Source organism: Acinetobacter sp. RIT698 (assembly GCF_009668065.1).
Taxonomy (GTDB): domain Bacteria; phylum Pseudomonadota; class Gammaproteobacteria; order Pseudomonadales; family Moraxellaceae; genus Acinetobacter; species Acinetobacter guillouiae.
On the sequence record NZ_WJYH01000012.1, the window covers coordinates 1 to 20,101 of the forward strand.

The 20,101-nt window shown below is 36.6% G+C and carries 17 protein-coding genes and 2 tRNA genes; 16 read left to right on the forward strand and 3 right to left on the reverse strand.

Annotated elements, in window-relative coordinates; all coding sequences use genetic code 11:
• The 11 genes from GJV03_RS21445 to galE form a co-directional block, all read left to right on the forward strand.
• The coding region (locus GJV03_RS21445) for a hypothetical protein (protein ID WP_252720684.1) at nt 1-698 on the forward strand (698 nt) is incomplete at its 5' end.
• 93 nt (nt 699-791) lie between these two features.
• Entirely contained in the window at nt 792-1,925 is a 1,134-nt protein-coding gene (locus GJV03_RS07270) for a glycosyltransferase (RefSeq protein WP_154129764.1), read from the forward strand.
• Nucleotides 1,926-1,934: 9 nt separating this feature from the next.
• Nucleotides 1,935-2,969: a polysaccharide biosynthesis protein gene (locus tag GJV03_RS07275; protein ID WP_154129765.1), complete on the forward strand. Its 1,035-nt coding sequence runs from the start codon at nt 1,935-1,937 to the stop codon at nt 2,967-2,969.
• 1 nt (nt 2,970) lies between these two features.
• Nucleotides 2,971-4,083 (forward strand): NAD-dependent epimerase/dehydratase family protein, encoded by a 1,113-nt coding sequence (locus tag GJV03_RS07280; protein WP_154129766.1) that lies wholly within the window; start codon nt 2,971-2,973, stop codon nt 4,081-4,083.
• 11 nt (nt 4,084-4,094) lie between these two features.
• On the forward strand, nt 4,095-5,225 hold the full coding sequence (gene wecB / locus GJV03_RS07285) for a UDP-N-acetylglucosamine 2-epimerase (non-hydrolyzing) (RefSeq protein ID WP_354666842.1): 1,131 nt from the start codon (nt 4,095-4,097) through the stop codon (nt 5,223-5,225).
• A 12-nt stretch (nt 5,226-5,237) separates the two neighbouring features.
• Nucleotides 5,238-6,428, forward strand: coding sequence for a glycosyltransferase family 4 protein (locus tag GJV03_RS07290; protein WP_154129767.1), 1,191 nt, complete (start codon nt 5,238-5,240; stop codon nt 6,426-6,428).
• 20 nt (nt 6,429-6,448) lie between these two features.
• Complete coding sequence (locus tag GJV03_RS07295; RefSeq protein WP_154129768.1) at nt 6,449-7,069, forward strand: sugar transferase; 621 nt, start codon at nt 6,449-6,451, stop codon at nt 7,067-7,069.
• A 17-nt stretch (nt 7,070-7,086) separates the two neighbouring features.
• Nucleotides 7,087-7,962 carry a UTP--glucose-1-phosphate uridylyltransferase GalU gene (galU, locus tag GJV03_RS07300; protein WP_154129769.1) on the forward strand — a complete coding sequence of 292 codons (876 nt, stop codon included), beginning with the start codon at nt 7,087-7,089 and terminating at the stop codon, nt 7,960-7,962.
• 14 nt (nt 7,963-7,976) lie between these two features.
• Nucleotides 7,977-9,236 carry a nucleotide sugar dehydrogenase gene (locus tag GJV03_RS07305; protein ID WP_154129770.1) on the forward strand — a complete coding sequence of 420 codons (1,260 nt, stop codon included), beginning with the start codon at nt 7,977-7,979 and terminating at the stop codon, nt 9,234-9,236.
• The gene (gene pgi / locus GJV03_RS07310; RefSeq protein WP_154129771.1) at nt 9,233-10,894 is read left to right on the forward strand and encodes a glucose-6-phosphate isomerase; all 1,662 of its coding nucleotides are present in this window, start codon (nt 9,233-9,235) and stop codon (nt 10,892-10,894) included. Before GJV03_RS07305 ends, pgi begins: the two co-directional genes overlap by 4 nt.
• A gap of 17 nt (nt 10,895-10,911) precedes the next feature.
• A complete protein-coding gene (gene galE, locus GJV03_RS07315; RefSeq protein ID WP_154129772.1) occupies nt 10,912-11,931 on the forward strand; it encodes a UDP-glucose 4-epimerase GalE in 1,020 nt (339 codons plus the stop codon).
• A 54-nt stretch (nt 11,932-11,985) separates the two neighbouring features.
• Here the strand turns inward: galE and GJV03_RS07320 are convergent, their stop codons facing one another.
• On the reverse strand, nt 11,986-13,356 hold the full coding sequence (locus tag GJV03_RS07320; RefSeq protein WP_154129773.1) for a phosphomannomutase CpsG: 1,371 nt from the start codon (nt 13,354-13,356) through the stop codon (nt 11,986-11,988).
• A 416-nt stretch (nt 13,357-13,772) separates the two neighbouring features.
• Between GJV03_RS07320 and GJV03_RS07325 the strand changes: the two genes are divergently transcribed.
• The 3 genes from GJV03_RS07325 to GJV03_RS07335 are packed head-to-tail and all read left to right on the forward strand — an operon-like array spanning nt 13,773 to nt 18,723.
• Nucleotides 13,773-15,338 (forward strand): TolC family protein, encoded by a 1,566-nt coding sequence (locus GJV03_RS07325; protein ID WP_154129774.1) that lies wholly within the window; start codon nt 13,773-13,775, stop codon nt 15,336-15,338.
• Complete coding sequence (locus tag GJV03_RS07330) at nt 15,335-17,470, forward strand: type I secretion system permease/ATPase (RefSeq protein ID WP_154129775.1); 2,136 nt, start codon at nt 15,335-15,337, stop codon at nt 17,468-17,470. Before GJV03_RS07325 ends, GJV03_RS07330 begins: the two co-directional genes overlap by 4 nt.
• Entirely contained in the window at nt 17,467-18,723 is a 1,257-nt protein-coding gene (locus GJV03_RS07335; protein WP_154129776.1) for an HlyD family type I secretion periplasmic adaptor subunit, read from the forward strand. Before GJV03_RS07330 ends, GJV03_RS07335 begins: the two co-directional genes overlap by 4 nt.
• A 183-nt stretch (nt 18,724-18,906) precedes the next feature.
• Here the strand turns inward: GJV03_RS07335 and GJV03_RS07340 are convergent.
• A tRNA-Gly gene (locus tag GJV03_RS07340) sits at nt 18,907-18,982 on the reverse strand.
• A 46-nt stretch (nt 18,983-19,028) separates the two neighbouring features.
• Nucleotides 19,029-19,101, reverse strand: a tRNA-Gly gene (locus GJV03_RS07345).
• 217 nt (nt 19,102-19,318) lie between these two features.
• On the opposite strand from GJV03_RS07345, the gene GJV03_RS07350 reads away from it, so the two are divergent.
• Nucleotides 19,319-19,627 (forward strand): BolA family protein, encoded by a 309-nt coding sequence (locus GJV03_RS07350; RefSeq protein WP_004723487.1) that lies wholly within the window; start codon nt 19,319-19,321, stop codon nt 19,625-19,627.
• A 17-nt stretch (nt 19,628-19,644) separates the two neighbouring features.
• Complete coding sequence (locus GJV03_RS07355) at nt 19,645-20,037, forward strand: SirB2 family protein (protein ID WP_004723485.1); 393 nt, start codon at nt 19,645-19,647, stop codon at nt 20,035-20,037.
• Nucleotides 20,038-20,101: the final 64 nt, after the last annotated feature.

Below are 20,101 nucleotides of genomic sequence, written 5' to 3' on the forward strand. Positions count from 1 at the left end.
AAGGTTTTTTTTGGAACTTATTTACATTTTCATCGATGGTTGGTCTGTTTTTTAGTGGGTATGTGTATTTTATTCTAAATGTGAAGTTTGATAAAATAATAAAATATTCTATTTTTTTGTTGTTTTTTCTTACTTTTTTAACTGGTTGGAAAGGGGTGTTGATTAATTACCTTTTGATATTCTTTAGTTATTATATTTTTTATATAAAAATAAAAGTTTCACTTTTGTTGAAAATATTTGTAATTTTTTTACTTATATTTTTTGGAATTAATGCTTTACGCTCAGGCTTGTATACAGTTAGTTTTGTTGAATTATTTAATTATTTGTTTTATGGATTTGAGAACTTCTCAAGAATTGCACCAAGTTACACTTCTGAGTGTCTCCACTCTATACCACTTTTTAATTGTCAATTTACTTATGATAATTTGAAGTTGATTAATCCTACATTTAATGTTTATACAGCATTAATGCCTATTTATGCAGATGGAAAGTCGGTCTTGGTCGGTTTTGTTTTCTTTTTATGTGCATTTTTATTGGGATTAATAAAGGATTATAAAAATAGCTTCTTTTTTGCATTTTTATTTTATTTGTTGCATTATTTTTTTATGATTGCACATAATGGTTATGTTTTTAATTCAGGTAGTTTTGTAATAGTTTTATTTTTGTTGTTTATCCTGGATTTAACAAGGATTAGATAACATGGTTTTAAGGCTGTTGTAATAATATATATAGAGAATGTGTGTAAAAAATTTGATATAGTAAAATTGAGTAACATTTTAAGGTATTAATTAATGGTTATTTTGTTGGATGCATCTATAACATCTATTGGTGGAGGGGTACAAGTTGCTTTATCCGTAATAGAGAATATTGCTAATGATAATGACTTTGATGTTATTTGTGTAACAAATCCTGAAATAGATCGACAATTATCTGAAAATACGAAATCTAAGTTTAAGCATTATTATGTTGAAGATATAGTTCCTATATATTCGAAGTTTAAACAAGGTGGCCGGTTGTCATTAATTGAGAAGAAACATAACCCTGATTTTGTATTTGTGGTTTTTGGACCAGCATATTGGAAACCTAAGGCAAAGACATTACAAGGTTTTGCATTGGGAAAAATGTTATATCAGAAAGAATTAAAAGTAGGTTTTTTTGAAAAGCTTTTGAATTCAATAAAAGCACAAATTTTTAAATGGTCAAATAGCTATTTGCTTGTTGAAACTGAATTAGTTAAAAAGAAGTTAGCAAAATATTTAAATTATGTTGATGGTAAAATTTTTGTCATTGGAAATTCGTATAGCCCAAATTTCAAAAAAAATATTATTGAATATGAAACTAAACTTTTCCCTGCAAATGATGTTTTTCAGATACTTATCCCAGGAAGTTATTATCCTCATAAGAATTTAGAACGAATTATTTTTTCCTTAAAAAAATTAAAAGTACATTTTAGTGAAGGGCATATTCAACATTTAAAGTTAGTATTTACTATTCCAGAGCAATCTGAAGGTTGGAATAAATTATTTGGTCTTGCTCAAGAGAATGGGGTTGAAGGGCTTATTGAAACAGTGGGATTTGTAGAAAATGCAAGGTTTGCAGAACTATACTTGAAAAGTAACGCTATAATGTGTGCTAGTCTTGTGGAGTCTTCTACAGCAGTATTCCCGGAAGCATTTCTAGCAAATAGGCCATTATTAGTAAGTGATCGTCCCTTTGCGAGAGAATTATGTGAAAATGCGGCAGTATATTTTGACCCTCTTGATGAAATAAGTATTGCAGATGCAATTATTCAACTTTTATCCAATGAATCTTTACAAAGATCATTAGTAGAAAATGGCAAAAATGTTCTTTTGAAAAATTATCCTTCTGCGGATGAGAAATGGGCTTTACAGAAAGATTTAATCTTAAAATTGAATGGAAAATAGTGACTAAATATGTTTGAAAATAAAGTTTTATTACTTACAGGTGGTACAGGATCATTCGGCAATGCTGTGCTAAAGCGTTTTTTAGACAGTGATTTTAAAGAGATCCGTATCTTTAGTCGCGATGAAAAAAAACAAGATGATATGCGTAAAAAGTACCAATCATCTAAGCTTAAGTTTTACATTGGCGATGTCCGTGATTTTAATTCAGTTCTCAACGTAACACGTGGTGTGGATTATATTTTTCATGCGGCTGCACTCAAGCAAGTTCCTTCATGTGAGTTCTATCCTTTAGAAGCCGTTAAAACGAATGTTTTAGGTACAGAAAATTTACTCGAAGCCGCAATTCAAAATAAAGTTTCTCGTGTGGTGTGCTTAAGTACAGATAAAGCTGTTTATCCAATCAATGCTATGGGGATTTCCAAAGCAATGATGGAGAAAGTAATGGTTGCAAAATCACGTAATCTTGAGGGAACAGGGACCGTCATTTGTGGTACTCGTTATGGCAATGTGATGGCGTCTCGAGGTTCAGTTATTCCATTATTTGTCGACCAGATACGAGCAGAGAAACCAATTACGATTACAGATCCACATATGACTCGCTTCATGATGACACTTGAAGATGCGGTTGATCTTGTGCTGTATGCTTTTAATCATGGTCAAAATGGTGATATTTTCGTACAAAAAGCACCAGCAGCAACGATTGATACACTAGCACGTGCAATCACACAAATGCTTGATAAGGAAGACCACCAAATCAATGTGATTGGTACTCGTCATGGTGAAAAAGCTTTCGAAGCACTTCTGAGTCGAGAAGAAAAAGCATGTGCTGAAGACCTTGGAGATTACTTTAGAGTCCCAGCAGATCAGCGTGATCTAAACTATGAAAAATATATTGAGGACGGCAATACCAAAGTCGTCGAGTATGAAGATTATAACTCACACAATACAACACGTTTAGATGTTGAAGGTATGAAAAAATTATTGCTTAAACTTGAATTTATCCGTGATTTAACAAACGGTATTTACAAATCACCTGAGGTTTAAAATGAAAGTTTTGATTACTGGTGCAAATGGTTTTGTTGCGAAAAATTTGATTCAGTATTTATCTGAAAAAGAAAATATTGAAATATTGAAATATTATCGCGATTCAACTGAGCAAGAGTTAGAGCAATTAGTTTTAGATGCTGAATGGATTGTACATTTAGCTGGTGTAAATCGACCTAAAAACGATGGTGAATTTATAGAAGGGAATGTTTCACTTACTGAAAAAATTTGTGACATTCTACGAGAAAATAAGAAAAAAACACCAATTATATTATCTTCTTCTATTCAGGCAGAAAGAGATAATGTCTATGGTCAAAGCAAACTTGGTGGCGAACAAGCATTGACCAAATTAAATCAAGAAAATGAGAATCCAATTTACATTTCTAGAATGGTCAATATTTTTGGTAAATGGTCTAAACCGAACTATAACTCAGCAGTTGCAACTTTTTGTTATAACATTGCAAATGATTTACCTATACAAATCAATGATCCAAATGCATTGATTCGATTGGTATATATTGATGATGTCGTTGAAACGATTTGGAATATTTTAAATCAAAAATATCCAGCAAATGAGCCATTTGAAATTAAACCTGAATATCAAATTACAGTAGGACGACTTGCTGAAACAATTTATGGATTTAAAGGTTCAAGAGAGTCTTTGATTACGGATCGAGTAGGTGTAGGTTTAACTCGTGCTTTGTATTCAACATACTTAAGTTTTTTTAGTCCTAAGCAGTTTGATTATACAGTAACGAAATATGGTGATGATCGTGGTGTATTTGTTGAAATGTTGAAAACTCCTGACGCAGGGCAATTTTCATATTTTACAGCTCATCCAGGCATTACTCGTGGTGGGCATTATCACCATACCAAGACGGAAAAATTTTTGGTCATTAAAGGGCAGGCCTTATTTAAGTTTAAGCATGTGATTACGGGTGAATTTTATCAATTAGAAACCTCTGGTGAAGAGCCTAGAATCGTCGAAACAGTACCAGGTTGGACACATGATATTACCAATATTGGTGATGATGAAATGGTGGTAATGTTATGGGCAAATGAAATATTTGACCGTTCAAAACCTGATACATATGCAATGCCATTATCTAATTAAAGAGCTATTTTGTGAAAAAATTAAAATTAATGACAGTCGTGGGGACTCGCCCAGAAATTATTCGTTTATCTCGTGTGATGGCCGTCTGTGACAAATATTTTGATCACGTTATTGTACATACAGGTCAAAATTATGATTATGAATTAAATGAAATTTTCTTTACGGACTTAGGTATACGTAAGCCAGATCATTTTTTAAATGCAGCAGGGGCTACTGGGGCAGAAACAATCGGTAATGTTATTATTGCAGTAGATAAGGTCTTAGAGGAGACTCAACCTGATGCATTATTAGTATTAGGTGATACCAATAGTTGTACAGCCGTTATTCCAGCAAAGCGTCGTAAAATTCCAACATTTCATATGGAAGCGGGGAACCGTTGTTTTGATATGCGAGTGCCTGAAGAGATTAATAGACGTATTGTAGATCATACTGCTGATATTAATTTGACTTATAGCACGATTGCTCGTGATTATTTGCTTGCAGAGGGTTTGCCCGCTGATCTTGTGATCAAAACAGGTAGTCCAATGTTTGAAGTATTAACTTATTATAAAGATAAGATCAAAGCTTCAAATGTGCTAGAACTATTAAAGTTGAAAGAGCATGAATATTTTATTGTGAGTGCGCATCGTGAAGAAAATATCAACTCAGATCAAAATTTCTTAGATTTGGTTGAAATGTTAAATGCCGTGGCGGAAAAATATAACTATCCTGTGATTGTTTCCACTCATCCTAGAACACGTAAACGTATCGAACAAATGGGGGTATCTTTTCATCCGTTGGTACAATTGTTAAAGCCATTGGGTTTTAGTGACTACAATAAATTGCAACTTTCTGCCAAGGCTGCACTTTCTGATAGTGGTACGATCAATGAAGAGTCATCTATTCTTAATTTTCCAGCATTAAATTTACGTCAAGCTCATGAAAGACCTGAAGGTATGGAAGAGGCAGCGGTCATGATGGTTGGCTTAACTTCTGAACGTATTTTGCAAGGGTTGCAGATTTTAGAATACCAAGCTAGAGGGGACGAAAGAACGCTCCGTTTAGTCGAAGATTACAGTATGCCAAATGTTTCAGAAAAAATAGCGCGCATTATCTTAAGTTATACAGACTATGTTAATCGTGTAATTTGGAAAAAATATTAAGGCAATTGGATAATGAAAAAGACATACTTAATAACGGAATATTATCATTCAAATCAAAATACTACAGGATATCTATTTCATAAGTTGTATATCCATTTGAAAAAGGTATATGGTTCTGAATTAAGTTTGATCATCAAAGAAGATAAAAATAATGATGTTATTGATCTTGAAAGCATCATTGTTAAAGATTCAAGTTTAAATAAGAAGAGTCTGATTCAAAGATTGTTTTTTGAATTGCTCATTTCTTTTCGTTTTTTTATTAAAATAATAAAAAATGTTAAGAAACAAGATCTTGTATTTACAGGGACGACACCTATTTTTTTACTAATTGTCATTTATTTTGCAAAAAAAATGATAGGTTTTAAATGGGTGTTACTTGTTCATGATGTATTTCCTGAAAATTTAGTAGCTGCTAAAGTTTTGAAAAAAGAAAACTTCCTTTATAAGATTTTAAAAAAAGTTTTTGATGTTTTTTATGCAGCCCCTGAAAAGTTGATTGTGATTGGGCAAGATATGAAAAATTTAGTCGATACAAAAACAAATCAGAATAATAGTGTTGTGATCCAAAATTGGATTGATGAAAATGATATTGAAGTAGAAGAAAAAAGCTCAAATGAGATATTGAAAAAATTAAACTGGGAAAATGAGTCACCAATATTTCAATTTTTTGGTAATATTGGTCGTGTGCAAGGTGTTAGTAATATTATTGAAGCGATTAAATTGATTGAACCTTCTAAAAGACCTAAATTTTTATTTATGGGGGATGGAGCATATGTCGAACAACTTAATCACGCAATAGAAACATTAAACGATCCAAATATACAATATATTGGACCTGTACAGCAAAATGCGAAATCAAAGGGATTAAATGCTGGAGATATTGCTATCGTAACTTTAGCAGAGGGAATGTTGGGGTTAGGGGTGCCAAGCAAAGCGTATTTTTCAATGGCGGCTGATAAGCCTTTATTAGCAATTATGGATGAGTATTCTGAAGTTGCTTGTATGATCAGAGAACATCAAATTGGTTGGGTTGTGCCACCTGAAAACCCTAGACTTTTAGCAAACGCTATACTAGAAATCATAGCAAGCACTTCAACAGATAATATACTATCGCCTAGAAATGTTTTGATGAATCATTATTCTGAGCCAGTAGCAATGAAAAAAATAGTAGAGGTCCTACAAGATGTCTCTAATATTAAATAAGAAATTGAGGTTTTATTGTAATGAAAAGACTTGTTGATATCATTATTGCGTCAATAGCACTTTTATTACTGTCGCCTATTTTTCTTTTAGTCGCTTATAAGGTGCGTAAAAACCTAGGTTCTCCTATCTTTTTTTATCAAGAGCGCCCAGGGAAAGACTGTAAACATTTTAGAATGATTAAATTTCGTTCTATGAAAGATGCATTTGATAAAGATGGGCAACCCTTACCCGATGATCAAAGGATTACGCCTTTTGGACAAAAATTGCGTTCAACTAGTCTAGATGAAATGCCTCAGCTCATTAATGTTCTAAAGGGTGATATGAGCATCGTTGGACCACGGCCACAGCTTCCTGAATTCGTTGAACACTATACTCTACATCAATTGCGTCGCCATAATGTTAAACCTGGCATGACGGGTCTTGCCCAAGTGAGTGGCCGTAATAATCTTTCTTGGGAAGAAAAGTTTGATTTAGATGTACAATATGTTGAAAAACAATCAACGCTTCTCGATTTTAAAATTATGTTTAAAACTGTTGTCGTTATGTTTAAAAAAGAAGGTATAGATTCACCAGATCAAGCTGTTGGGGCAAGTCGTTTCTCAGGCTCTGAACCTACCGATACCAAATCTACCAATCATTAATAGTGTTAAAGTAAATCATGATCAAAAAAGCCATTCTTCCAGTTGCTGGGTTAGGTACTCGTTTTCTACCTGCAAGTAAGTCAATCCCTAAAGAAATGGTGACTGTTGTAGATCGGCCTGCAATTGAGTATGTTGTTAAAGAAGCTGTAGCGGCCGGAATTGAGCAAATTATTTTAGTGACGCATTCTTCAAAAGCATCTATTGAAAATTATTTTGATCGTAATTTTGAACTGGAAACCACATTAGAAAATAAGAAGAAAATTGATCTACTCAAAGAAATTACTGAAATTTTACCAAAACATGTCAGTGTGGTGAGTGTACGTCAACCTCAGCCATTGGGTTTAGGGCATGCTGTTTTATGTGCGAAATCTGTGATTGGAAATGATGACTTCGCTGTATTATTGCCAGATGTTTTGGTGAAAGAAAATAGTACAGAAAATGATTTAGCGCGAATGATTCATCGGTTTAATACATCTAAAGCATCACAAATTATGGTAGAGGCTGTGCCTGATCATCTTGTGGATCAATATGGTATTGTGGATGTTGCATCTTCACCTGTTGAAGGTGAAAGTATGGTGATGAAAGGGATTGTCGAAAAGCCTGCAGTCGGTAGTGCACCTTCAAATTTATCTGTAGTCGGGCGTTATGTGCTTCCTGCTAAAATTATGCAATTATTAGAACAGACACCTAAAGGTTCTGGCAATGAAATCCAATTGACGGATGCTATTGCTGCATTACAAAAATTAGAAAATGTCGAAGCGTATCGTATGAAAGGTCAGACCTTCGACTGTGGTAGTAAAATTGGTTATTTAAAAGCAGTATTACACTATGCTGTGGAGCATCCTAAGTTGGGTGAAGAATTCAAACAGCTTATCAAAGAATTGAATTTATAATAATTGGATCTGATATGAATATTTGTGTATTTGGCACAACACTCCAAGCTGGCGTACTCGCTGGCTTGTTTGCTGAATATGGGCACCATGTTTATTGGTGTCCCCAAGTAGGTGCTGATGATCAATCCTCAGTACACTATCAAGATCAAGATTTAAATCAACTCATTCAAAAACAGATTAAGAATAATTCAATTCAATTGGTCGGGTTAAAACAGCTTCAATTGCAAAGTGAAGTGTTTTTATTTAGTTTTAATCCTTCTGAATTTGATCAAGCCAAGCACTTGGCTGAACAATTAAAACATTTTCCTATTATTCATCCGAGGCTGATGATCAATGGTTCTACATTCGGTTTACAAGGAACTGAAGAACTAAAACAAATTTTAGTGGCTGATTATTGGGCGTATTTGCCAGACACCATTCAAGAAGGTAATGCGATTCAAAGTTTTATCGACCTAAAGCAGGTGATTGTAGGAGTAGATCAATCTGCGACACAGCAGATTATCAAAGAATTATTAAGACCTTTTTTTCAGTTAAAACATCAATATTTGTTTATGCCATTTTTAGATGCTGAATTTACCAAGCTGAGTATTTCAGGTATGTTGGCAACACGCATCAGTTATATGAATGATATGGCGCAAGTCGCTGAAAAATTAAATATTGATATTCATAATGTTAAACAGGGATTAGCATCTGATAGTCGAATTGGCGCATCATATTTATCTGCAGGTGTGGGTTTTGGTGGGGAAAATTTCTCGCATGATATTTTAACCTTAACAGGTACAGTGGCAGGTTCAGGGATCAAAAGCCAATTGCTGGATCAGGTTTGGAATATCAATGAACAACAGAAAGAAATTTTATTTAGAAAACTGTGGAATTACTATCAAGGGCAGTTAACAGGTAAAGTTGTGGCGATTTGGGGTGCTTCTTTTAAAGAAAATACCTCGAGTATTGAGAACTCACCAATTCATGCCATGCTTGCAGCGCTTTGGGCACAAGGCGCAATTGTACAGTTGCATGATCCTCAGGCCTTAGAGCGGGTAGCAAATTTCTATGGCGAACGCGCTGATTTGATTTTATGTCATGATCAATACCAAGCCGTAGAAAATACACATGCATTGTGTTTATTAACGGCTTGGAAGCAATATTGGAGTCCTGATTATTCACAACTTTTACAGAAAATGGCCCATCCTTTGATTCTTGATGGTCGTAATATGTTAGATCCAGATTTCGTCAAAGCACAAGGTTTTGCTTATCAGGGTGTAGGGCGAGTATGACAAATTCTATATTAGACAATGACCAAAGAGAGCAGCATTTAGCACGATTGCAAAATCTTTCTGTAGAACAACAGCAATTGCGTTTAACTGATTTATTTGAACAAGATCCACAGCGTTTTGACAAGTTCTCAGTACATTTTAATCAACTGAGTTTTGATTATAGTAAACATCGCATTGACCAAAATGCATGTGATGCCTTGTTTAAATTTGCAGATTCAAAACAATTAACACAATGGATCAAACGTTTATTTACCGAAGAATCGATCAATTATACGGAAGACCGAGCAGCAATGCATTGGGCACTGCGCTTACCGAAACATGATCAAGATTATCCTGAACTGGCTGAATTGGTACATCAACAATTAGATCGCATGTATCAGCTTGTCGATAAAGTCCATGCAGGACAATGTCGTGGTTCTACAGGTGAAGTGATTCAAGATGTGGTCAATATCGGTGTGGGTGGTTCTGACTTGGGACCATTGATGGTTAGTCATGCATTATCAGACTATAAAGTCAGTACTGCTAAACCATTAAAAGTACATTTCGTTTCCACTATGGATGGTAGTCAGCTTTCTGATTTACTACATCAATTACGCCCTGAAACCACCTTATTTATTATTTCGTCCAAGTCTTTTGGAACCATTGATACTTTATCTAATGCTCAAACAGTTCGTCAGTGGTTAGAAAAAGATTTGGGTACGCAAAACAGTGTGATCCAACATCATTTTATTGGGGTTTCAACCAAACCTGAGAAAATGACAGAATGGGGAATCGCACCAGAAAACCAGTTCTTACTTTGGGATTGGGTCGGTGGTCGTTACTCGTTGTGGTCATGTATTGGCTTACCGATTGCATTGCAGATTGGTGTTGATGGGTTTAAACAATTGCTCGCAGGCGCTTATGCGATTGATCAGCATTTCCAAAAAGCTTCATTTGAACAAAATATTCCTGTATTGATGGCTTTACTTGGAGTCTGGAATAATAATTTTTTAAATATTCAGACCCATGCAGTATTGCCTTATGATGGACGTCTCAAATATTTTGCTTCTTATTTACAGCAACTTGAGATGGAATCGAATGGAAAGTCGATTCAAAGAAATAATCAAAAAGTTGATTTAAACACCTGCCCAATTGTCTGGGGCGAAGTGGGCCCAAATGCGCAACATGCTTTTTATCAGCTTTTGCATCAAGGAACTCATGCAGTGAGTTGTGATTTTATTGCGCCGGTGCAGCGTTATAATTCGAATCAATTTACTTATGCTGAAAGTGCAGAATCCTTAATTGAGCAGCATCATTTGGCTTTATCCAATTGCTTGGCCCAGTCGCGATTATTGGCTTTTGGTAACACAGCATTAAATGCCAATGAATTATCAGACTTACCTGTATATAAACAATATGAAGGTAACCAACCAAGCTCAACGCTATTGTTACAAGAACTAAGCCCTTATAGTTTAGGGATGCTGATCGCATTGTATGAACATAAAGTATTTGTGCAATCGGTTATTTGGAATATTAATCCATTTGATCAATGGGGTGTTGAAAAAGGCAAAGAAATTGCCAATCAATTACTCCCTATCCTCAATGGTAAAGAAAAAGACGTGTCTCAACTGGATGCTTCAACACAAGGTTTAATTAAGATCTTGCTGGGTAAAGAGTAGATATACTGGAAAAATTTATGGCAAATATTTTAGTAACAGGTGGTGCCGGTTATATCGGATCGCATACTTGTGTGGAGCTACTTGAGGCTGGGCATGAGGTTATTGTCCTAGACAATCTATCAAATAGCTCAGAAGAATCATTGAAACGTGTCCAAGAGTTAACTGGGAAAACACTAAAATTTGTTCAAGGTGATATTCGCTATCAAAATGATTTAGATCAAGTTTTTTCAAACAATAAAATCGATGCTGTGATTCATTTTGCAGGTTTAAAAGCAGTGGGAGAAAGCCAACAAATTCCACTGACTTATTTTGATCATAATATTGCGGGATCAGTACAGTTGGCACAAGCGATGCAAAGAGCGGGTGTCTTTAATTTAGTTTTTAGCTCGTCTGCAACTGTATATGATGAAGCGAATATTTCACCTTTAGATGAAAATATGCCAACAGGTATGCCTTCAAATAACTATGGTTATACCAAGTTAATTGTTGAGCAATTGTTGGAAAAGCTATCAATTGCGGATGAGCGTTGGTCGATTGCACTCTTGCGTTATTTTAATCCTGTTGGTGCGCATAAGAGTGGTCGTATTGGTGAAGACCCACAAGGTATTCCAAATAATTTAATGCCTTATGTCACTCAAGTTGCTGTTGGGCGTCGTGATAAACTTTCGATTTATGGTGATGATTACGACACTGTAGATGGTACAGGGGTACGTGACTATATCCATGTGGTTGATTTAGCCAATGCGCATTTATGTGCTTTAAACAACCGTTTAGCTGCTCAAGGTTGCCGTGCTTGGAACATTGGTACAGGAAATGGTTCATCTGTACTTGAAGTGAAGAACACTTTCGAACAGGTAAATGGGGTTTCTGTTGCATATGAAATTGCACCGCGTCGTTCGGGAGATGTAGCAACCTCATTTGCAAATAATGTACGTGCAATTAAAGAATTAGGTTGGACGCCAAAATATACTTTGGAAGATATGTTGGCAGATAGTTGGAATTGGCAAAAGCAAAATCCAACAGGCTATCAAGCATAAATTTAACTGTAAAAATAGGCGCATTAAGCGCCTATTTTTTATCGCCATTTAAAACTAACCCTGAATCAACTGAGTTAACTCATCTACATAGTCTTGCATTGGTTTTGGATTTTTATCTGTACGGCTTTCAATATTTAAGCGTAATAAGGGTTCCGTATTGGATGCACGAACATTTAAACGCCATGCACCAAAATCAAGGCTAACACCATCTGTTTGATCAATTGCAGGGTTTAAATCGGCAAAATGATCGAAGATTTTTTGAATGGTTTTTTGCGTATCTTCAACTTTAAAGTTGATTTCACCGCTACACGGGAAACGCTCAATCATCCCTTCGACCAGGCTGGATAACGATTGTTGAGTTTCTGATACCACTAAAATCGCCAATAACCAAGGGATCATTCCGCTGTCACAGTAAGCAAAATCACGGAAATAGTGATGTGCACTCATCTCTCCGCCATAAGCTGCATTGTGTTCACGCATCACATCTTTAATAAAAGCATGTCCAGATTTGGATTGAACGGCAATCCCTTGATATTGCTCAATGATATCCAGTGTATTCCAGACTAGGCGAGGATCATGTACGATTTTTTCACCTGCTTGTTTTAACAAGAAGGCTTGGGCTAATAATCCAACAATATAATAACCTTCAATAAATTGACCCTTTTCGTCGAATAAGAAACAACGGTCAAAGTCACCATCCCACGCAATCCCCATATCCGCATGATGTATTAAAACTGCATTGCGGGTGCTATCTCGATTTTCCACTAAGATCGGATTAGGAATACCATTTGGGAAAGTACCATCTGGATGATTATGGATTTTAATAAATTCTACTGGGATATTGAGCGCCTTGAATTTTTCTTCGATTGCATCAACAACATGACCAGCTGCACCATTGCCCGCATTCATCACCAGTTTAAGCGGGCGGATTTTGCTCGGGTCAATATAGGTGAGTAGGTGTTCAATAAATTCAGGGAGGATATTATATTTTTGAGTTGTACCCTTTTTCTCAACTTCAATGAACTGTTCAGATTCAGCCAACGATTGGATATCTTTTAGTCCTGTATCTGCACTGATTGGTCGAGCATTTTCACGAACCAATTTCATGCCATTGTAATCCATTGGATTATGGCTTGCTGTGATTTCAATACCACCCTGAACGTCGAGATGAAAAGCAGCAAAGTAAACTTCTTCTGTTCCCGTCATGCCAAGATCAAGAACATCTACCCCAGCATCATTTAAACCACGAATCGTTGCTTGTTTTAAGTCTTCGCTGGTTAAACGGACATCACAACCAATGACCACAGTTTTTGGTTGATAGATTTGACCATAAGCACGGCCTACTTTATAAGCGATTTCTTCATTTAGCTCTGTGCCAAGTTTGCCTCGAATATCATAGGCTTTGAAACAAGTCAGTTTAGTCATGTTCATCTTTATATTGTTTAAGGTTGGCTGGTAGTGAAACATCATTTTAACCTTAAAGTGTATAAGAAATTATGTTGGAAGATGTAAATATAGTTTGAAGAATAAAATTGAATACGTTTCGATTACACCAAGCTTATTTTTAATAATGTATTGGATCATCGGTCATGATTTGCATATTGTGGATTTACAGCTTTTGAGATGATTTATGTGTAATTTTATAATTCATGTGATAATAGTCACATTTTTTCACTGTTAGTATTTGAATTTAAAATATTTTATTAAAGAAATTTAACTTTAAAAAGTACAAATAAGCATTTGATTAGGTTTTATAATGTGTAGAATAGAAATGAGGTAGGGAAATAATTCAAAATAATTCAATACCGATAATTAAAAGCTTTTCTAGGTGCCATTCGCGAATGTTAATAGCAAAAAAGCCCACTATATTGTTAAAAAGTTTGAGTGCTGTGAGTTTATTGGTTCTATTGCAGAACAATGGTTATACACAAGAAACAAGCTACTTAAAAAATATCAAAGAAGGTGTGACCGGGTTTATAAAACCCAAGGATGATCAGTCATTTAGAACTGTCCAACTCAAGGATTTGACCGATTTTAAATATCAACCCGATGCACATATAGGCAATCAGAATCAACTCCCTGTTGTAAGGCCATATACTGGACAAAAGGCATCACTTAATAATTTATATTTAGAACAAGCGAAAACACAAACAACCCATGCGTATTCAAGCCAAGCAAAAATTTTAAGTCTTGAAGATGCGATTCAGATTGCAGTAAAAAGAAACCCCAATATTGCTCAAACGATTTCAACACTGGCAGGACAAAATGCCAATATTGATGTGGCAAAAGCGCAATATTACCCACAGTTAAAAGCGGGTATGAATACAGGTGATTTTACATCCAATGATAAAGGTCGCCAGTTGTATTCAGTTGAAGCCAACCAACTGCTTTATGACTTTGGTAAAGTAAAATCCAGTGTCACCACGCAACAAAATAAATTGGCAGTTGAGCAAGCCAATGTATTAATCAGTATTGATGATATCTCGACCCAAACCGCACGAGATATTTTATCCTTACTGCGCTATCGCAATATTATCAAAATAGCGCAAGATCAATTTAATGGGGTTAGTCGTTTACATGAGATTGCACGCTTAAGAGCAGACGCAGGAATTAGTAGCAATGCCGATCCTGTGCAAGCACTAAGCTATGTTGAGTATGCACGTTCCTACTTAATTACTCAGCAAAATTTTTTAAAACAACAAGAACAAAAATTACGCACATTATTGGGTTTTGATGTGAGTCAAATGGATTTTAATATTCCTGATGAGTTTGTAAAACAGTCTGGTCTTTATGATGACCCTGAAATGAATACCATTCCTACAATGATCGCAGCAAAAGCAGAGATTGATGTTGCGCAGAGTCAGAAGAAGCAAACCCAATTGAGTGCTTATCCCACAATTTCATTGGTGGGATCAGTCAGTAAAGCATTGAATGGTCAAAATCCAAATACTGGTTTAGAAAATGATACCGATGGTTCTGTTGGCGTGCAGATGTCCAGTAATTTTTATCAAGGTGGTGCACTGGGATCTCAAGTCAAAGCTGCAAATTTTGCTGAACAGGCTGCACGTGCAAAGTTGAATGCAACTTACCTAGATATTATGGATCAAACACAAATTGCACGAGAAAGTATTGAAAACACGGATAAGCAAATTTGGGTTCTATTGGATCGGGAGCGCTCAACAGCAAAAACCCGTGAGCTGTATGAAGAACAATATAAATTAGGCAAGCGTTCGATCTTAGATTTATTAAGTTCAGAACAATCCTATCAAAGTTCAAGAATAGAAAGGGAAGCGGCACGCTTTGATATCTATGACACGATCGCGGTGTATATCAAGGTAACCGGTAAAAGTAGAAATGCTTATCATTTAAATAACATTCAAATTCAGGGGTTTGAAGTTCAACCATGAATACAAAAACATTAAATTATCAACCCTGGTTACAAGCGATCATTACGGTTGCGCAGCATTATCGAATGCAACCTGCTGAAGAACAAATTCGTCTGCAACTGGATTGGAATAAATACACAAATATTGACGACATGTTGTCCATTATTACCCGTCAAGTGGGTTTGAATGTTCGCAAAGCAGACTTTAGCACGGATGTACTGAATCCATGGCGATTGCCCGTTGTTGTTGAATTTAACAATGGTCAAGTTGCGGTTATCGAGAAAGTCGACAATGAGGGCAATGCAAGCTTACAGTTAAGTGGTGATCAAGGTCTTTCACAAACTTTTAATTTGCATGAACTTCAAGCCAATGCCAGTCGCGTTTATATTTTTCGACCAGAGACATCGATTCCCGATGCTCGTGTCGATGAATATATTAAACCTTATGAAAAAAGCTGGTTCTGGGACATCGTTTTAAAAGATTGGAAACGTTATACCGACATCATGGTTGCTTCAATGATTGCCAATATTCTGGCATTGGCGACCATTATTTTCTCTATGCAAGTCTATGACCGAGTTGTGCCTTCTCAGTCTATTCCAACCTTGTGGGTGCTTGCGGGTGGGGTGTTGATTGCAGCTGTATTTGAGTTTGTGTTGCGGATTGCACGGGTTTATTTGTCAGACATTATTGGTAAGCGTGCAGATCTCAAGATTTCAGACCGCGTCTTTGGTCATGCATTGCGTATCCGTAATAAAGATCGCGCACGTTCAACAGGTTCGTTTATCTCACAGATTCGAGAACTTGAAGGCGTTCGTGAATTGGTGACCTCAACAACGATCAGTGCAATTGCTGACTTACCGTTTTTCTTCCTATTTTTAGTGATCTTCTGGATTATCGGGGGCAACATCTTTTGGGTGATGTTACTGGTTGTACCATTGATGATTATTCCTGGCTTTTTGGTGCAGAAAAAGTTGGCTCAGTTGGCCACTGAAGGGATGCGTGAGTCTGCGATTCGCAACGCGATTTTGGTCGAAGCAGTTCAAGGTATTGAGGATATCAAGTTATTACGTGCTGAAGCCAGATTTCAAAATCAATGGAATCACATGAATGAAGTGTCTGCAGATGTCAGTATGCGGCAACGTAAAATTGTGGGTTGGTTAAATGCTTGGACACAAAAAATTCAAGGACTGACTTATGCAATTGTGGTTTTAGTGGGTTGTTTTGCGGTGATGAAAGGCGATATGACCACGGGGGCTTTGGTGGCGTGTTCGATTTTATCTTCACGTATGCTTGCACCGATTTCACAAGTTACAGGTGTACTCGGTCGTTGGCAGCAAGCCAAAGTGGCTAAAAATGGTTTAGATGAGCTGATGCAAAAGCCAGTAGATCGTCCTGATCGAGCACAATTGATTCAGCGTAAAGTCCTCTCAGGTGATTATGATTTTAAAGGTGTGGTATTTAAATATACTGAAGATGATCCACGCCCAACTTTAGTCATTCCGCAGTTAAAAATCCATGCAGGTGAAAAAGTTGCAATTCTTGGGCGTAATGGGGCAGGGAAATCTAGCTTATTACAGCTACTTTCAGGAATGCAATTGCCAGTACAAGGCAAGATCAGTTTGGATGGTGTCGATCAATCTTTGCTTGATCCCGATGATATTCGTCGTGATATGGCATTACTAAATCAAAATGCGCATTTGTTTTTTGGGACGATCCGTGAAAATTTAACTTTGGGTGCACCATTGGCAAGCAATGATGAAATTATCCGTGCATTACAAATCACCAATGCTTTAGAAATCGTGGAACAAAAAAAGGAAGGTCTGGATCATCTTATTCTTGAAGGAGGGGTAGGATTCTCTGGAGGGCAGAAACAAGCATTGTTACTCACACGGTTATTGCTCCGAAATCCAAATATTGTGTTGTTGGATGAACCAACTGCTTCGATTGATGATGTTTCTGAAAAAGTATTGATACAGCATTTAAAAGAATGGCTAGGTCATCGGACCTTAGTGGTGGCGACGCATCGTCCTGCTGTTTTGCAACTTGTTGATCGTATTATCGTTGTGCATGAAGGGAAGATTATCAAAGATGGGCCGCGTGATGCCATTCTAAATCCTGCACAGCAAGCAAATGCAGGAGGGAGTTCAACATGAGCCAAGAAAAAAATGACCAAAATATCACACTGCAAGAGAATGACCCTGCTCAAGTTGATCATGCATCCAATATTTTACAGCGGCCAACCAATCCCTCTGCGTTAAAGTTTTCAGAACCACCGTTACCTAAATCTACATTTATTATTTGGATTGTTGCCATCGGTCTGCTGGCTTTCTTGATTTGGGCTTGTGTATTCAAGTTGGAAGAAGTTTCTACAGGAACAGGTAAAGTTGTTCCATCATCCAAAGAGCAGACGATTCAATCTTTAGATGGTGGTGTGTTGACCAGCTTGGATGTTAAAGAGGGAGATATTATTCAAAAGGGGCAGACGCTTGCGCAAATAGACCCTACTCGATTTGAGTCACAAGTCGGTGAAAGCCAAATGAAATTACTTGCGACATTGGCTACAGCAGCACGTTTAGAGGCTGAGGTGAATGGTACCGCAATCAAGTTTCCAAAACAGGTTTTGGCCGTTCCTGCTTTGGTGAGAGAGGAAAGTGCATTATATACTTCGCGTCGCGCAAATTTGGATGAGTCGATTACTGGTTTAAAGCACGCATTGTCTTTGGTTCAAAATGAATTGCAAATGACACAACCTTTGGTGGCGAAAGGTGCTGCTTCTGAGGTTGAAGTCCTACGTTTAAAACGAGATATCAATAATTTTGAAAATCAAATTAACGACAAGCGGAATGACTACTATGTAAAGTCACGTGAAGAATTGGCTAAAGCCAATGCCGATATCCAATCATTACAGCAAGTTGTTGCTGGTCGTAATGATTCGGTGAAACGCTCTACTTTTAAAGCGCCTGTACGTGGTGTGGTAAAAGAAATTGCGGTGACAACCATTGGTGGGGTTATTCCACAAAATGGTAAATTGATGACGATTGTACCGATTGATGAGCAGTTATTGATTGAAGCGCGTATTTCGCCACGAGATATTGCCTTTATTCATCCGGGCCAACCTGCATTGGTAAAAATCACAGCATATGATTATTCAATTTATGGTGGCTTAGAAGGGAAAGTAACGGTGATTTCTCCTGATACCATCCGCGATGAAGTTAAACAAGATCAGTTCTACTATCGAGTCTATATTCGGACCGATAAAGATAAATTGACCAATAAGGCGGGGAAATCTTTCTCAATAACGCCAGGTATGGTGGCAACGGTAGATATTCGTACAGGTCAAAAAACAATTATTGAATACTTGTTGAAACCGTTTAATAAAGCCAAAGAAGCGTTAAGAGAGCGATAATTGCATCATATGATGATTATTTTAAAAACCAATCTTCGGATTGGTTTTTTTGTGCTTTTACAGTTTTGTGATCAATACGCTGATTGAGTGAATACAGCATAAAGTGTGTAAGTATATGCTGATGATTTAAAAACCAATAATGCAAAAAAAAGCCCTAATCTTTCGATCAGGGCTTTTTAAATTTGGAGCGGGAAAGGAGACTCGAACTCCCGACCCCAACCTTGGCAAGGTTATGCTCTACCAACTGAGCTATTCCCGCGGAGTCTGTCCAATTTTTTAAATAAAAAACTGAATAAAAAAATTTGAGCGGGAAAGGAGACTCGAACTCCCGACCCCAACCTTGGCAAGGTTATGCTCTACCAACTGAGCTATTCCCGCATGCGGTGTATAATACATCAACAGATGGTAGGGTCAAGATTTTTCTGCAAAGGAAAACACTAATTGCATAAAATAAAGACATTTTTATGAAAAAACTTCAAAATTTAATTTAAAAAAATCAAATCGAACAGCAAAAGCTTTGCTGAACACACAGCGATGCTCAAAGAATCCGCTATACTATGTCATTCACCCATTGATCGATCTCTAAGGAATCAGCATGAGTTTAGAACAACAATTGATTGAAAGTTTAAATCAACTTGAGCCATCACATTTAGAAGTGATCAATGAGTCTGCTGGTCATGGCGGGTATTTTCCTGGAAAAGAGTCTCATTTTAAAGTGATCATTGTCAGTGAACAATTTGCAGGGTTACGTTTGGTACAACGCCACCAAAAAGTGTACGCAGAAGCCAAAGCCTTACTCAGCCCTGGAAAAATTCATGCCTTAGCGATCCATGCTTATCTTCCAAGTGAGTGGCAAGGTCAAGCCCCAGCAAGTCCAGACTGCGCTCATGCACCTAAAGTATAAAGTGCAGAGTAATTAAAATGGATACACATTTACTGATTAAAATCATTCACATGACCAGTGTTGGGTTATTAATTCTGGTTTTTGTTTTACGCGCTTCAACATTATTTATTGGAACACACAACCAGCAACCGAATCCTAAAGGGCGGGTAGCTTTTGTTGCCTTGCAACATCTTTCCCTCACGGTGGTTATATTTACAGGGCTAACTTTATTGATTATGAATGAGTTTAAAGTGCAGCCTTGGTTCTATGCGAAAATTATTTTGTTTATGGTTTTCCTTTCCTCACAAATAAAAGCCTATAAAAAGGATGATACCGTTCTTTTAACACAACGCAGAGCAGGTTTAGTGATTGGCGGAATTGCTTTGCTTGCAACTTTAGTTTTGGTGGTGCTTAAACCAGTTTTTAGTTGATTGTTAGACATGAATTTCACACTTGTATAGCGTCTAGGTTAAACTAGATACAAGTTTAAAAATA

Bases quoted from the DNA above. Each gene is read 5' to 3' on its own strand.
- GJV03_RS07270 (WP_154129764.1), top strand. From the start codon at position 792: ATGGTTATTTTGTTGGATGCATCTATAACATCTATTGGTGGAGGGGTA.
- GJV03_RS07275 (WP_154129765.1), top strand. From the start codon at position 1,935: ATGTTTGAAAATAAAGTTTTATTACTTACAGGTGGTACAGGATCATTC.
- GJV03_RS07280 (WP_154129766.1), top strand. From the start codon at position 2,971: ATGAAAGTTTTGATTACTGGTGCAAATGGTTTTGTTGCGAAAAATTTG.
- GJV03_RS07290 (WP_154129767.1), top strand. From the start codon at position 5,238: ATGAAAAAGACATACTTAATAACGGAATATTATCATTCAAATCAAAAT.
- GJV03_RS07295 (WP_154129768.1), top strand. From the start codon at position 6,449: ATGAAAAGACTTGTTGATATCATTATTGCGTCAATAGCACTTTTATTA.
- galU (WP_154129769.1), top strand. From the start codon at position 7,087: ATGATCAAAAAAGCCATTCTTCCAGTTGCTGGGTTAGGTACTCGTTTT.
- GJV03_RS07305 (WP_154129770.1), top strand. From the start codon at position 7,977: ATGAATATTTGTGTATTTGGCACAACACTCCAAGCTGGCGTACTCGCT.
- pgi (WP_154129771.1), top strand. From the start codon at position 9,233: ATGACAAATTCTATATTAGACAATGACCAAAGAGAGCAGCATTTAGCA.
- galE (WP_154129772.1), top strand. From the start codon at position 10,912: ATGGCAAATATTTTAGTAACAGGTGGTGCCGGTTATATCGGATCGCAT.
- GJV03_RS07320 (WP_154129773.1), bottom strand. From the start codon at position 13,356: ATGACTAAACTGACTTGTTTCAAAGCCTATGATATTCGAGGCAAACTT.
- GJV03_RS07325 (WP_154129774.1), top strand. From the start codon at position 13,773: ATGTTAATAGCAAAAAAGCCCACTATATTGTTAAAAAGTTTGAGTGCT.
- GJV03_RS07330 (WP_154129775.1), top strand. From the start codon at position 15,335: ATGAATACAAAAACATTAAATTATCAACCCTGGTTACAAGCGATCATT.
- GJV03_RS07335 (WP_154129776.1), top strand. From the start codon at position 17,467: ATGAGCCAAGAAAAAAATGACCAAAATATCACACTGCAAGAGAATGAC.
- GJV03_RS07350 (WP_004723487.1), top strand. From the start codon at position 19,319: ATGAGTTTAGAACAACAATTGATTGAAAGTTTAAATCAACTTGAGCCA.
- GJV03_RS07355 (WP_004723485.1), top strand. From the start codon at position 19,645: ATGGATACACATTTACTGATTAAAATCATTCACATGACCAGTGTTGGG.